Source organism: Pandoraea eparura (genome assembly GCF_902459725.1).
Lineage (GTDB): Bacteria > Pseudomonadota > Gammaproteobacteria > Burkholderiales > Burkholderiaceae > Pandoraea > Pandoraea eparura.
In genome coordinates, this window is sequence record NZ_CABPSH010000010.1 from 115299 (window position 1) to 129209 (window position 13911).

Genomic DNA, 13911 nt, shown 5'->3' on the forward strand with positions numbered 1-13911 from the left:
ATAATGTCCGAAAATTGTCATTGCGATCGGTTTTGAGGCAATTTACGCCCTGCGAGCCGATGCGCTTTTGCCGTAAAATGGAACATTCGACCCGAATTTTGCGTTTATGGCCAAGACTGCAAAGTCGCAAGACGCGGCACCCGACGTGCCGCAGGATCTGCCCGAGACCTACGAGGCTGCGCTTGCCGAGCTGGAAAAGCTCGTCGGGCGTATGGAAGGCGGTGAGCTGGGGCTCGAGGAGTCGCTCGGCGCGTACCGGCGCGGTGCCGTGCTGGTGAAGTATTGTCAGGGCCTGCTCGAGAAGGTGGAGCAGCAGGTCAAGGTGCTCGAAGGCGAGACGCTCAAGCCGCTCGAGGCGACGCGCGACGAGTTCTGAGCGGCGCCGGTTGACGTGGCAAGGCGACCCGCGAACTGCGACGCATGACCGAATGCGTCCCAGGGCGGCGTGGGGCGACTCAATAACACGCACGGCCCGACGGGCACGTGCAGGATGAATACAATGGCGGATCAGAATATCAAGGCCTGGATGCAGGCGGTGCAGGCCCGTGTGGAACAAGCGCTCGACGCCGCGCTGCCCAAGGCCACCGATGGCGGCTCGGCGCGACTCAATGAATCGATGCGTTACGCCGTGCTCGGTGGCGGCAAGCGTGTGCGTCCGCTGCTGTGTTTTGCGGCGGGCGAAGTGACCCAGGCGAGCGAGACGGCGCTCGATCGCGCCGCATGCGCCGTGGAAATGATCCACGCCTATTCGCTGGTGCACGACGACTTGCCGTGCATGGACGATGACGATCTGCGCCGCGGCAAGCCGACGGTGCATGTGCAATACGACGAAGCGACGGGCCTGCTCGCCGGCGACGGCTTGCAAACGCAGGCGTTTGTGCTGCTTGGCGAAGCCACGGGCGACCTGAGCGCGGCACAGTCGCTCGCGCTGGTGCGCGAACTGGCGCTAGCCTCGGGCGCGCTGGGCATGGCGGGCGGGCAGGCGATCGATCTGGAGAGCGTCGGCATCAAGCTGAATCAGGCGCAACTGGAGAACATGCATCGACTGAAGACGGGCGCGCTGTTGCGTGCGTCGCTGCGCATGGGCGCCCTGTGCGGCCGTGCATTGTCGGACGATGAAACGCTCGCGCTCGACGCGTATGCGGCGGCCGTCGGGCTGGCCTTCCAGGTCGTGGACGATATTCTCGACACGACGGCCGATTCGGCCACGCTCGGCAAGACGGCGGGCAAGGATGCGGCCAACGACAAGCCGACCTACGTGTCGCTGATGGGGCTCGACGGTGCGCGCGGATATGCGGAGAAGCTGCGCGCCGACGCGCACGCGGCGAGCGCGACGCTCGGCAACGCAGATCGGCTGCGGGCGCTGGCCGATTACGTGGTCGATCGCATCAACTGAGCGGCGGCTCGCCGGACAGGCAAGTTTCGAGACGGCCCCGAGCCGCAAGACATGGCATGACTGCGGGGCGGTTTGCAGTAGACACAGGCAAGAGGCAAGGAGGGCTGGCGCGGATCTCCCCACAGAACGCACCGGCAGGAGATCGGGATCGGCTCCCCAGGGAGGGCTGCCCGATCAGAACGCCTACATATGGAACGACGATGTACGAACTGCTAAATACCATCGATGACCCGGCCGCATTGCGGCGTTTGGAGCGTCGCCAACTCGCGCCGTTGGCCGAAGAGCTGCGCGCTTTCGTGCTCGAGAGCGTGTCGCGCACGGGGGGGCACCTGTCGTCCAATCTCGGTACGGTCGAGCTGACGATTGCGCTGCACTACGTGTTCAACACACCGGAAGACCGCATTGTCTGGGACGTGGGCCACCAGAGCTATCCGCACAAGATCCTGACGGGCCGTCGCGACGCGATGGCCTCGCTGCGCCAGCTCGGTGGCATTTCAGGCTTCCCGAAGCGCGACGAATCGCCGTACGACACGTTCGGCACGGCACATTCGAGCACGTCGATTTCGGCGGCGCTGGGCATGGCGCTTGGGGCGCGCACGAAGGGGGAAAACCGTTTCGGCATCGCGGTGATCGGCGATGGCGCCATGACGGCCGGTATGGCATTCGAGGCGATGAACAACGCCGGGGTGCATGACGATGTGCCGCTGCTGGTCATCCTGAACGACAACGACATGTCGATTTCGCCGCCGGTTGGCGCGCTCAATCGTTACCTCGCGCGCCTGATGTCGGGGCGCTTCTACGCCGCGGCGAAGAAGGGCGTGGAAAAGGTGCTGAGCGTGGCGCCGCCGGTGCTGGAACTGGCGCGCAAGTTCGAGGAGCATGCCAAGGGCATGATTGTGCCGGCGACGATGTTCGAGGAGTTCGGCTTCAACTACATCGGCCCGATCGACGGTCACGACCTCGATTCGCTGATTCCGACGCTCGAGAACATCAAGAATCTGAAGGGCCCGCAATTCCTGCACGTGGTCACGCGCAAGGGCTACGGCTACAAGTTGGCCGAAGCCGATCCGGTGCTGTACCACGGCCCGGGCAAGTTCAATCCGGCCGAGGGGATCAAGCCGAGCACGAGCAGCAAGAAGACGTACACGCAAGTGTTCGGCGACTGGCTGTGCGACATGGCTGAAGCCGACAAGCGCGTCGTGGGGATCACCCCGGCCATGCGTGAAGGCTCGGGCATGGTGGAGTTCGAGAAGCGCTTCCCGACGCGTTATTACGACGTCGGCATCGCCGAGCAACACGCCGTGACGTTCGCGGGCGGCATGGCGACCGAAGGCCTCAAGCCGGTGGTCGCGATCTACTCGACGTTCCTGCAGCGCGGTTACGATCAACTGATCCACGACGTGGCGCTGCAAAACCTGCCGGTCGTGTTCGCCCTCGACCGCTCGGGCCTGGTCGGTGCGGATGGTGCCACGCACGCGGGCGCGTATGACATCGCCTATCTGCGCTGCATTCCGAATATGGTCGTGATGGCGCCGTCGGACGAGAACGAATGCCGTCAGATGCTCTATACGGGCGTGCAGATCGACGGCCCGTCGGCCGTGCGTTATCCGCGCGGCGCGGGCACAGGCGCGGCGATCGAGTCGACGATGACCGCACTGCCGATCGGCAAGGGTGTGGTGCGGCGCGAAGGTCAGGCCGACGCCGGGCGTCGCGTGGCGATTCTCGCGTTCGGCAGCATGGTGGCCCCGGCGCTTGCCGCGGCGGCGGAACTCGACGCCACAGTGGCCGACATGCGCTTCGTCAAGCCGATCGATGACGCCTTGATCGCGCGGCTGGCTCAGACCCACGACTACCTGGTGACGGTGGAAGAGGGCAGCATCATGGGCGGCGCGGGCTCGGCCGTGGCGGAATCCCTGCTCGCCGCTGGGGAAATTCGGCCTGTACTACAATTGGGCCTGCCCGACCGCTTCATCGATCATGGTGACCCGGCGCTGCTGCTGGCCTCGGTAGGCCTCGACGCTGCGGGGATCGCGAAGTCGATTCGTGCCCGCTTCGACCTGCCGCCGCTGGAGGCATCGCAGGCCGCTGGGAAGGTCACGACGAAGCTCGTCGCCTGAGCGTCCGGTTGTCCCGAACCACCGAACGATCCGGCTTGCCTGCCGGATCGTTTTGTTTGAATCGCCCTTTTCCGATGCCGTGCCGGGGTTCTCCGGCACGATTCCGATGACATTCGTCAGCGGCTGGCGAGCCCGGCGTCGGAGACGTTTGCCCATTGCCTCCCCCCTCCCGTCGGCCCGTCGGCCCGCCGGCAAAGAAGGAAGAATTAGATGAATCAGATGAACCCCGCTTTCGTCATGCCGGATGTGCAAAGCACCGTCGACACCCGGCAGATCCCGATTCAGCGCGTGGGTGTGCGCGGCGTGCGTCATCCGCTTTCGGTGCGTCTGGCCGATGGCGACGCGCAGGCCACCGTGGGCGTCTTCCATCTCGACGTTCATCTGCCTGCCGATCAGAAGGGCACGCACATGTCGCGCTTCGTGGCGCTGCTCGAAGCGCATCGCGCGCCGCTGGATGTGGCGGGTTTTCGCGCCATGCTCGACAGCATGCTGGAGAAGCTCGAAGCCGAAGCCGGTCGCATCGAAGTGACGTTCCCGTACTTCATCAACAAGACGGCGCCGGTCTCGGGCGTGCAAAGCCTGCTCGATTACGAGGTCACCCTGACTGGCGACGTGCGCAACGGCCAGACGCGCGTGTGGCTCAAGGTGCTGGTGCCGGTCACGAGCCTTTGCCCGTGCTCGAAGAAGATTTCGCAGTATGGCGCGCACAACCAGCGCTCGCACATCACGATCGATGCCGAGATCGTGGGCGATATCGCCGTCGAGGCGCTGGTGCGCATGGCGGAGGAGGAGGCGTCCTGCGAGTTGTGGGGGCTGCTCAAGCGTCCGGATGAGAAGTACGTGACCGAACGGGCGTACGAGAATCCGAAGTTCGTTGAGGATCTGGTGCGCGATGTGGCGACGCGTCTGAACGATGAGCCGCGCATCGTGGCCTATGCGCTCCAGGCGGAGAACTTCGAGTCGATCCACAATCACAGTGCCTACGCCGTGATCGAACGCGACAAGCGCCTGGCGGCTTGATCTCGCTGCGCCTGGCACGGCGCATGAAATGAAAAACCGCTCCTCGGAGCGGTTTTTTCTTGGGTGTTTGCCGGTCGTTCGTGCCGTCAGGCGCTGCGCACGATGTCGGCGAGATCCCAGCGCGGGCGGACCGTGTAGGCGTATTCGCTGTCCGCTTCGTCCGGCCAATGCTTGAGTCGCATGGCGCCGGCGAAAGCGATCATGGCGCCGTTATCGGTGCAGAACGCCAGGTCCGGATAGTGCACCCGATAGCCGCGACGGCGCGCGGCTTCGTTGAGCCCTTCGCGAAGCTGGGTGTTGGCGCCCACGCCGCCCGCCACGACCAGTGTCTTCATGCCCGTTTGTTTGAGCGCGGCCATCGACTTGGCGACGAGCACGTCGACGATGGCGTCGACAAAGCCCCGCGCGAGATCCGCCTTTTCCTGGTCGCACACATGACCGCCGAGGTTGCGTACCTGTGTGAGCACGGCGGTCTTCAGTCCGCTGAAGCTGAAGTCGAGGTTGCCCGAGTGCTTCATCGGACGCGGCAAGTCGTAACGTCCCGGCGTGCCGAACTCGGCCAGGCGCGAGACGGCCGGGCCTCCGGGATAGCCGAGTCCCAGCAGCTTGGCTGTCTTGTCGAAGGCTTCGCCGGCGGCGTCGTCCAGCGTCTCGCCGAGCATGGCGTACTGGCCGAAGGCGCGAACCTCCATCAACTGCGTGTGGCCGCCGGACACCAGCAGCGCGACGAACGGGAAAGCGGGGGCGTCCGGCGCGAGCAGCGGCGAGAGCAGGTGCCCCTCCAGATGGTGCACGCCAACGACCGGACGCTCGAGCGCGAAGGCGAGCGCGTTCGCGACGCTTGCGCCCACCAGCAGCGCCCCGGCGAGCCCAGGGCCTTGCGTGTAGGCGATGGCATCGACCGCGCTGAGGGGCTTGCCGGCCTGTGCGAGCACGGCTTCCGCCAGGGGCAGCGCGCGGCGAATGTGGTCGCGCGACGCCAGTTCGGGCACCACGCCGCCATATTCACGATGCATGGCGATCTGCGAATGCAGCGCGTGCGACAGCAGGCCGGCCTCGGTGTCGTAGAGGGCGAGCCCGGTTTCGTCGCAGGAGCTTTCAATGCCTAAAACCAGCATGGCGGAAGGGGAGGCGCGCAGCGTCAGAATGTGGAGATAACCGAGAAGTATACCAGTCGACCTTATCGCCTGCCGGGTACAATGCGCGCCATGGAAAAGTTCGATGTAGCGATCGTGGGGGCCGGCGCGGCGGGCCTGATGTGCGCGGCGGTGGCCGGGCAACTCGGGCTGCGCGTGGTGCTCATCGATCATGCGACGCGCCTGGCAGAGAAAATCCGGATTTCGGGCGGCGGGCGCTGCAATTTCACTAATATCAACGCGGGGCCGGCCAATTACCTGTCCGAAAATCCGCGATTCTGCCGGTCCGCGCTGGCGCGCTATACGCCGCGTGATTTTCTGGATCTGCTGGGGCGTCACCGCATTGCCTGGCACGAGAAGCATCGCGGACAGCTGTTCTGCGACAACAGTGCCGAAGACATCATCGACATGCTGCGCAAGGAGTGTGCGACGGGGCACGTGCACTGGCGGATGCCTTGCGCCGTCCATACGGTTGCCCATACGGCGGCCGGCGGCGCGCATCCTTATCACTTGACGACGGATGCCGGGCATATCGCGGCCAAACGATTGGTGATCGCTTCCGGCGGCTTGTCGATTCCCAAGATCGGCGCGACGGACTGGGGCTATCGCATCGCCCGGCAATTCGGGCTGGCACTCGTCGAGCCGCGTCCGGCGCTGGTGCCGCTGATGTTCGACGCGTCGACCTGGGTGCCCTTTGCGGGGTTATCCGGCCTGTCGCTGGAAGTCGAGGTGAGCACGGGGCAGGGGCGCGACGCCGAGCGTTTCGTCGAGGATCTGCTGTTCACGCATCGCGGGCTGTCCGGTCCGGCCATCCTGCAAATTTCCAGCTTCTGGACGCCGGGACAGCCGATCACCCTGGATCTGGCGCCATCGTCCGACATCGAGGCGGCATTGTTCGAGGCGAAGGCGACGTCGAAGCGGCAGTTGGCCAACCTGCTGGCGCAATGGGTGCCGGCCCGGCTGGCCGACGCCTGGGTAGCGAACAGCGGACTTTCGCCGCAGGCCCGCGTGCAGGAGTTGCCGGACAAGGCATTGCGCTCGCTCGCGCAGGCGTTCACCCACTGGACGCTCAAGCCATGCGGCTCCGAAGGCTGGCGCAAGGCCGAAGTCACGCGTGGCGGGGTCGATACGCAGGCGCTGTCATCCGCGACCCTTGAGGCGCGCGCGCAGCCAGGGCTGCATTTCATCGGGGAAGTCGTTGACGTGACCGGGTGGCTCGGCGGCTACAACTTTCAATGGGCGTGGGCGTCGGCCGTGGCGTGCGCGCGGGCAATGTCCGAAAGCATCAAGGTTGAGCCGGCCCGGGGCGACGCCCTGTCGTAGACGGTCACTTCTGTGCTGTGATAATCTCTCCCCTTCGTGGAGACGACGCGCCAGCGGTCGTTTTCGGGGCGGTTCTCAACGCTTCCGAAGCATGACCGGGCAGTCTGCGTCCGACACGTCGACGGCCGAGTGCACCCGGGTGCGCCTTTGCCGGGGCGGGTCCGAGTCTCCGGCGAGCCCGCTTGTGATCGCGTGTGTGATCGTCTCCGCAAGCGGGTTTTTGTGCTTTCTGCTCCCGCTCGCCCCTGCGCCAACCTATCGGCCGCGGCCGCGCGCGGTAGCTGTCCGACGGCGGTCGTCCTTTCCTTTGGGGCGGCATGCACTACACTGAAACGTATTCGAATTCCGGAACCCCTGCTCATGAGTCTGAAAGAACGCATTACCGAAGACATGAAGACGGCCATGCGTGCCAAGGCCGCTGAACAACTGGGGACCATCCGGCTGCTGCTCGCGGCAATCAAACAAAAGGAAGTCGACGAGCGCATCACTCTCGATGACGCGGCGATCGTTGCCGTCGTCGACAAGCTGATCAAACAACGCAAGGATTCCATCAGCCAGTTCCAGGCGGCCGGGCGCACCGATCTGGCCGACAAGGAGGCCGTCGAACTCGACGTGCTCAAGGTCTACCTGCCGCAGCAGCTCTCGGCGGACGAGGTCGAGCAGGCGGTCAAGGCAGCCGTGGCGCAAACGGGCGCCTCCGGTCCGCAGGACATGGGCAAGGTGATGGGCGTGCTCAAGGGCCAGTTGGCTGGGCGCGCCGACATGACGGCCGTGTCCGCGCAAGTGAAGGCGGCGTTGGCTGCGTAATTGGGTGGTGCGGTAAGTTGCCGTCGCGTGCGACGGTACGGCACCGCGCCGCGATGGTATCGATCCAGTGATCCCCCAGTCGTTCCTGCAAGATCTGCTCAACCGCGTCGATGTCGTCGAGGTGGTGGGCCGCTACGTGCAATTGAAGAAGGGTGGGGCGAACTTCATGGGGCTGTGCCCCTTTCATAACGAGAAGTCGCCCTCATTTACCGTAAGTCCGACCAAGCAGTTCTATCACTGTTTCGGGTGCGGCGCGCACGGCAGCGCGATCAGCTTCCTGATGGAGCATGCCGGACTCGGATTTGTCGAAGCTGTCGAGGAGTTGGCCCGGAATGTCGGGCTGGATGTGCCGCGTGAGGCGCCGCTGCCGGGCGCGCCGGCACCTGCCGCGCAGCGTGCGCAAACGCTTGGCTTGGTTGACGTCATGACGCGTGCCTGTGATTACTACCGCAAGCAATTGCGCAGTGCGCCGGCGGCCATCGATTATTTGAAGCGACGGGGTTTGACCGGCGAAATCGCCGCGCATTTCGGCCTGGGCTATGCCCCGGATGCCTGGCAGAATCTCGAGGCCGCGTTCCAGGACTACCGCGACGATCAGTTGCTCGATGCCGGCCTCGTCATCGAGAGCGAGAAGGGCGAGGCGGGCGGCACGAAGCGTCGTTACGACCGTTTTCGCGACCGGATCATGTTCCCGATCCGGAACACGAAGGGCCAGGTGATCGCTTTTGGCGGGCGCGTGCTGGACAAGGGCGAGCCCAAGTACCTGAACTCGCCCGAGACGCCGCTTTTCAGCAAGGGCAGCGAGCTGTACGGCCTGTTCGAGGCGCGCACGGGCATTCGCGACGCGGGCTATGTGCTCGTGGTGGAAGGGTATATGGACGTGGTGGCGCTGGCGCAGCTCGGCTTCCCGCAAGCGGTGGCCACGTTGGGCACGGCCTGCACGCCGATGCACGTACAGAAGCTGTTGCGCCAGACCGAAACGGTAGTGTTCAGCTTCGACGGCGACGCGGCGGGCCGGCGGGCGGCGCGTCGGGCGCTCGAGGCGTGTTTGCCGCATGCGGACGACAACCGGAGCTTCAAGTTCCTGTTTTTGCCCAGCGAGCACGATCCGGACAGTTATGTCCGTGAGCACGGTGCCGAGGCGTTTGCTGGCGAGGTGTCGCGTGCCATGCCGTTGTCGCAGTTCCTGATTGGCGAGGTGACGGCGGGCAAGGAGATGCACCAGCCCGAAGGGCGGGCGCGCGCGCTGTTCGAGGCGAAGCCGCTGTTGCAGCAGATGCCGGCGAACGCGTTGCGCGGGCAAATCCTGCATGCGCTGGCCGAGCGGGTGGAAAGCTCGGTCGAGGAAGTGGCCGGGTTGTGCGAGTTGCAGATTGGCGCGGCGCGCCGTCAGAACCCGTGGGACAAGGCGCCGGCCAAGCGCGAGAAGCGCCGGGTGGTCGGCACCGAGCATCGGGCGCTGCAGAACCTGTTGATGTTCCCGGTACTTGGGAACGAATTGACCGAAGAAGAAGCCGGAATTTTGCAGGAAGGGCCCTATCACGCCGAGATTTTCTCGGAAGTGCTGGCGCATTGCCGCGAAATGGGGGCGCAGGCCGATTTCCGCTTCATGTCGGATCGGCTGCGAGTGTCGCCGAACTGGGCGAGTTTCGACGACATCATTCGCGAAATTCTCTCGTTCGAAGAGAATGCCCGCGACCTGTTGTTGTTCGACCCTGACGACGAGACTCAGGTCGAGCGTCGGGAGGAGCAGATTGCACTGCGGCTTGCGGAACTGCGAAGCGCGATCCGGCGCTTGCAGTACGACGGTCTGTGCGAAGCCTTGGAGACGATTTTCAAGCGGACGTCGCTGACGTCCGATGAATTGCGCCACGCTCAAGCGCTGTCGCGGCAACGCGACGAATTGAAGCGGCTGCTGGCTCCGGCCGGCACAGGAGGCGCGCGAAGTTGAGGTAAGCCCGCGTGCTATAATGGAAAGTTTTCAGTGGGCTGTTTTCTGGCAAGCGAGATCGCTATGGCAAAGATGACAACGACCAGCGGAAAAAAGACGGTTATCCCTGCACCGAAGGCAAAGCGCGCGACCAGCGCGGCGGCGGCATCCGGTGGGAGGGGGGCGTCTCGTTCTCCGAAAGCTGGCGTTGCCGTGAAAGCCGGGGCGGTGGCGCAAGCGACGAAGAAAACGGCCAGCCAGGCAAGTTCGGCGAAACGTACCACGCAAATAAAGGCAGCCGCCGGCGCAACGAAGACGACCGGCAAGACGGCTGCGAAGGTGACCGATGTCACCAAGCGCAAGAGTGCGACCGCCGCCACGGTGGGGGCTGCGAAGGCAGCCAGGCCGACGGTGAAGTCCGAGCCGCCCGTCAGGGCGACGAAGGCAGCAACGACCGCGAAGGCGACGGCCGGCGGGAAACCGCAGGCCCGACAACCCGCTGAAAAAAGCGCGAAGCGCGCAACTACCGCCAAGGCATCGACCCTGGCGGGCCGCAGTAAACCTGCGACGCAAGCCCCACGCAAGACCGGGGCTTCCAGCAAACCCGAGGCTGTGGAGGTCGTGTCGGCAGCAGGTGAGCCGCTCGTCCCCAAGACGCGCGGCAAGGCCGCGAAGACAGCCGCCTCGGTGGCGCAGAACGTCGCAGCGGATACTAGTGATCAACCCGTGAACGAAGATCAGACCAAAGTGGAAAAGCAGAAGGCGCGTGATCGCCGGGCAAAAGAGAAAGCACTGCTCAAAGACGCATTTTCCTCGCACCAGCCCGGAACGGCCGAGGAACTTGAGGAGCGTCGCGGCAAGCTGAGGACGCTGATCAAGCTGGGTAAGGAACGAGGCTTCCTGACCTTTGCAGAGATCAACGACCACCTGCCTGACGACGTGGTGGAGGGCGACGCGCTGGAAGGCGTGATCGCCACGTTTAACGACATGGGCGTTGCCGTGTATGAGCAGGCGCCCGATGCCGAAACGCTGTTGCTCAACGACAATGCGCCGAACGCCGCAACGGATGACGAAGTCGAGGAGCAAGCGGAAGCGGCCCTGTCGACGGTCGACTCCGAGTTCGGCCGCACGACCGATCCGGTGCGCATGTACATGCGCGAAATGGGCACGGTCGAGCTGCTCACGCGCGAGGGCGAAATCGAGATCGCCAAGCGGATCGAGGAAGGCCTGAAGCACATGGTGCAGGCCATTTCCGCCTGTCCGACGACGATTGCCGAAATTCTGGCGTTGGCTGAGAAGGTCGAGCGTGAAGAAATGCGCATCGACGAAGTGGTTGACGGCCTGATCGATCCGAACGCCGAGGCGGTGGCGGCAGCGGCTGCCGACGACGAAGACTTCGACGCCGACGCGGAAGACGAAGAGGAAGAAGAGGAAGAAGAGGCTGAAGAGGACGATGACAGCGGCAGCGGCGGCGGGGCTTCGGCCGCGCAGGTCGAGCAGCTCAAGCGTGACTCGCTGGCCAAGTTCGCCGAGATCGCCGACTGGTTCGGCAAGATGCGTCGTGCGTTCGAGAAGGAAGGCTACCAGTCGAAGTCGTACGTGAAGGCCGGTGAGTCGATCCAGGCGGAACTGATGACGATCCGCTTCACGGCGCGCACGGTTGAGCGTCTGTGCGACACGCTGCGTTCGCAGGTCGATGAAGTGCGCAACATCGAGCGTGCGATCCTGAACATCGTGGTCGACAAGTGCGGCATGCCGCGTGCGGATTTCGTGTCGCGTTTCCCGGGCAACGAAACCAATCTCGACTGGATCTACACGGTCGTGGCCGACAACAAGGCGTACAGCTCGGTGGTTGAGCGTAATGTGCCGGCGGTGCGCGAGTTGCAGCAGAAGCTGATCGACTTGCAGGCGCGCGTGGTGTTGCCGCTCACCGAGTTGAAGGACGTCAATCGCAAGATGTCGGAAGGCGAGCGCCGTGCCCGCAAGGCCAAGCGCGAGATGACCGAAGCGAACTTGCGTCTGGTGATTTCGATTGCGAAGAAGTACACGAACCGTGGCCTGCAGTTCCTGGATCTGATTCAGGAAGGCAACATCGGCCTGATGAAGGCGGTGGACAAGTTCGAATACCGTCGTGGTTACAAGTTCTCGACGTATGCGACGTGGTGGATTCGTCAGGCCATCACGCGTTCGATCGCGGACCAGGCACGTACCATCCGTATTCCGGTGCACATGATCGAGACGATCAACAAGATGAACCGGATTTCGCGTCAGATTCTGCAGGAGACCGGTGTCGAGCCGGATCCGGCGACGCTGGCCGAGAAGATGGAGATGCCGGAGGACAAGATCCGCAAGATCATGAAGATCGCGAAGGAGCCGATCTCCATGGAAACGCCGATCGGTGACGACGACGATTCGCATCTGGGCGATTTCATCGAAGATACGGGCACGGTAGCGCCTGCGGACGCCGCGTTGCATGGTAGTATGCGCGACGTCGTGAAGGATGTGCTTGATTCGCTGACGCCGCGCGAGGCCAAGGTGTTGCGCATGCGTTTTGGTATCGAGATGAGCACGGACCACACGCTCGAGGAAGTGGGCAAGCAGTTTGACGTGACGCGTGAGCGTATTCGTCAGATCGAAGCCAAGGCGCTGCGCAAGCTGCGTCACCCGAGCCGTTCCGACAAGCTCAAGTCGTTCCTCGAAGGCAATTGATTGCAGCTGAGCGAGCGCCGGTAGTTGAGGGCCGTTAGCTCAGTGGTTAGAGCAGGGGACTCATAATCCCTTGGTCGCTGGTTCGAACCCAGCACGGCCTACCAGTAGTAACGGTTAGCAGGTTAGCGCCTGCTAACCACTTCTACAATCTTCTACAATCCCGATCAGATTTTCCGGTTCACCGGCTTCACTTTGGTGCCCGCGACCTTCTTCACGTAGTGCTCTGACATCGCCCGACTGGCATGCCCTAGCAGTTGCTGCGCTGAATCCAATCCCCCCACATCGGTTGCCGCTTTCGCGCGAATATCGCGAAACTGGAACGTCACCTTTGCCGCGGCTCTCGCTTCCTCGAAACGGTTAGCCAATTGCCAATACGTCAGGTGCCGGCCGTTTTCGTCCTGCACGAGGCGCAGACCTTTGGTCTTTTGCTCGCGAGCCTTGATGCGTTCGATCAGGGCCGCCAGTTCCCCCTCTATCAGGATGCGCAGTTTCGTCCCGGTCTTTGCCTGCTTGATTGCCAGCGTGCCATCCTGAATGTCGGTCATGGACAGTTTGAGCACGTCTGAAGGGCGCTGCCCAGTTAGATAGGCCAGATCCATCGCATCGCGTAGCGCTTGGTCGGCTTGCTGCCAGACGGCCTTGTATTCACTGTCGCTCACGTACTTGTCGCGCCCACGTTCACGGTGGTTCTTGATGCCGGCGCAGGGGTTGGGTAGCGTCGTGTAGCCCTTTGCTCGAGCAAAATTCCAAACATGCGACAGAAGCGCTTTTTCCCGGTTGGCTCGCACTTTCGCCGTCGCGCCGCGGGCCTCCATGTACTGCTGCACGTCGGCCGGGGTGATGCTGTCTATCGCTGAATCCCCGAAAACCAGTAGCAGCTTGGCTGATTCGCGGTCGTTGTCCCGTTGTGTGGCTGGGCTTTTTGACGGATAGACATCTCGCTTATAGTGCGCGTAGATCGTCGTCAGCGTGGACAATTCCGGCGATAGATCCCGGCCTTCGATCTTCGCCCATTCGATCAATGCCTGCTGGTAATCCTGGCCGAGCGGGATCCACTTGCGCGGCGTCTGCTGCGTGTCGTAGTAATAGGACGCACCTTTCTGCCGCATGCGTGGCGGAAGATGAAGATTCGTGGTTCGCTTCCTGGCCATGATTTTCAGGCGGCGTGAAGCCGGTCAAAGTGATGCGTTGGCGATGTAGCTGCAACGGCCTTACGATTCATCCTAGCATCGAAGTACGAGCGCGCAACAATCGGTCGGCCGCCACGCGATACCTCGAACGCCCATCCTTGCTTCTTGAGCCATTTGCGCTGGTCGGCGCAGCGGACATAGCCGGTGAGTTCGGCTAGTTCCTCCGGCGTCATAAAGGTCCTCATCTCTCAACTCCCCATTCCTTCGCGGTCACCCGCAGAATCTCTTTCAGTGCTTCGGCCGTGGCCGGTGGTGCTTGCTGTATCACTCTTTCCTCAAACGC

12 protein-coding genes and 1 tRNA gene are annotated in these 13911 nt (G+C 63.5%); 9 read left to right on the plus strand and 4 right to left on the minus strand.

Translation table 11 applies throughout. From position 1 onward, the window contains the following. Window positions 1-106 precede the first annotated feature (106 nt). The 4 genes from PEP31012_RS18300 to folE2 all read left to right on the plus strand — a co-directional run bounded on the left by PEP31012_RS18300 (window position 107) and on the right by folE2 (window position 4533). Window positions 107-376, plus strand: coding sequence for an exodeoxyribonuclease VII small subunit (locus tag PEP31012_RS18300; RefSeq protein ID WP_150590722.1), 270 nt, complete (start codon window positions 107-109; stop codon window positions 374-376). A gap of 114 nt (window positions 377-490) precedes the next feature. Continuing rightward, window positions 491-1396, plus strand: a complete 906-nt coding sequence (locus tag PEP31012_RS18305; protein ID WP_150590723.1) for a polyprenyl synthetase family protein — start codon at window positions 491-493, stop codon at window positions 1394-1396. A gap of 200 nt (window positions 1397-1596) precedes the next feature. Beyond that, window positions 1597-3513, plus strand: coding sequence for a 1-deoxy-D-xylulose-5-phosphate synthase (gene dxs / locus PEP31012_RS18310; protein ID WP_150590724.1), 1917 nt, complete (start codon window positions 1597-1599; stop codon window positions 3511-3513). A gap of 210 nt (window positions 3514-3723) precedes the next feature. After that, a complete protein-coding gene (folE2, locus tag PEP31012_RS18315) occupies window positions 3724-4533 on the plus strand; it encodes a GTP cyclohydrolase FolE2 (protein WP_150590725.1) in 810 nt (269 codons plus the stop codon). Between the two features lie 86 nt (window positions 4534-4619). Here the strand turns inward: folE2 and tsaD are convergent, their stop codons facing one another. Beyond that, complete coding sequence (tsaD, locus tag PEP31012_RS18320; RefSeq protein ID WP_150590726.1) at window positions 4620-5651, minus strand: tRNA (adenosine(37)-N6)-threonylcarbamoyltransferase complex transferase subunit TsaD; 1032 nt, start codon at window positions 5649-5651, stop codon at window positions 4620-4622. 90 nt (window positions 5652-5741) lie between these two features. On the opposite strand from tsaD, the gene PEP31012_RS18325 reads away from it, so the two are divergent. The 3 genes from PEP31012_RS18325 to dnaG all read left to right on the plus strand — a co-directional run bounded on the left by PEP31012_RS18325 (window position 5742) and on the right by dnaG (window position 9750). Continuing rightward, window positions 5742-6992 (plus strand): BaiN/RdsA family NAD(P)/FAD-dependent oxidoreductase, encoded by a 1251-nt coding sequence (locus PEP31012_RS18325; RefSeq protein WP_246171370.1) that lies wholly within the window; start codon window positions 5742-5744, stop codon window positions 6990-6992. A gap of 360 nt (window positions 6993-7352) precedes the next feature. Further along, window positions 7353-7799 carry a GatB/YqeY domain-containing protein gene (locus PEP31012_RS18330; protein WP_150590727.1) on the plus strand — a complete coding sequence of 149 codons (447 nt, stop codon included), beginning with the start codon at window positions 7353-7355 and terminating at the stop codon, window positions 7797-7799. A 67-nt stretch (window positions 7800-7866) separates the two neighbouring features. Then, window positions 7867-9750: a DNA primase gene (dnaG, locus tag PEP31012_RS18335; protein WP_150590728.1), complete on the plus strand. Its 1884-nt coding sequence runs from the start codon at window positions 7867-7869 to the stop codon at window positions 9748-9750. 14 nt (window positions 9751-9764) lie between these two features. Here dnaG and PEP31012_RS24050 read toward each other — a convergent pair whose 3' ends face one another. Further along, window positions 9765-10331, minus strand: coding sequence for a hypothetical protein (locus tag PEP31012_RS24050; RefSeq protein WP_150590729.1), 567 nt, complete (start codon window positions 10329-10331; stop codon window positions 9765-9767). Between the two features lie 10 nt (window positions 10332-10341). Between PEP31012_RS24050 and rpoD the strand changes: the two genes are divergently transcribed. Then, window positions 10342-12438: an RNA polymerase sigma factor RpoD gene (gene rpoD, locus PEP31012_RS18345; RefSeq protein ID WP_150590730.1), complete on the plus strand. Its 2097-nt coding sequence runs from the start codon at window positions 10342-10344 to the stop codon at window positions 12436-12438. 28 nt (window positions 12439-12466) lie between these two features. Then, window positions 12467-12542: transfer RNA gene (locus PEP31012_RS18350), tRNA-Ile, on the plus strand. A 60-nt stretch (window positions 12543-12602) separates the two neighbouring features. Here PEP31012_RS18350 and PEP31012_RS18355 read toward each other — a convergent pair. Together PEP31012_RS18355 and PEP31012_RS24280 are read right to left on the minus strand one after the other, a co-directional pair. Beyond that, window positions 12603-13547: a tyrosine-type recombinase/integrase gene (locus PEP31012_RS18355; protein WP_246171371.1), complete on the minus strand. Its 945-nt coding sequence runs from the start codon at window positions 13545-13547 to the stop codon at window positions 12603-12605. A 47-nt stretch (window positions 13548-13594) separates the two neighbouring features. Next, window positions 13595-13813: a DUF4224 domain-containing protein gene (locus tag PEP31012_RS24280; protein WP_150590732.1), complete on the minus strand. Its 219-nt coding sequence runs from the start codon at window positions 13811-13813 to the stop codon at window positions 13595-13597. Between the last annotated feature and the right edge of the window lie 98 nt (window positions 13814-13911).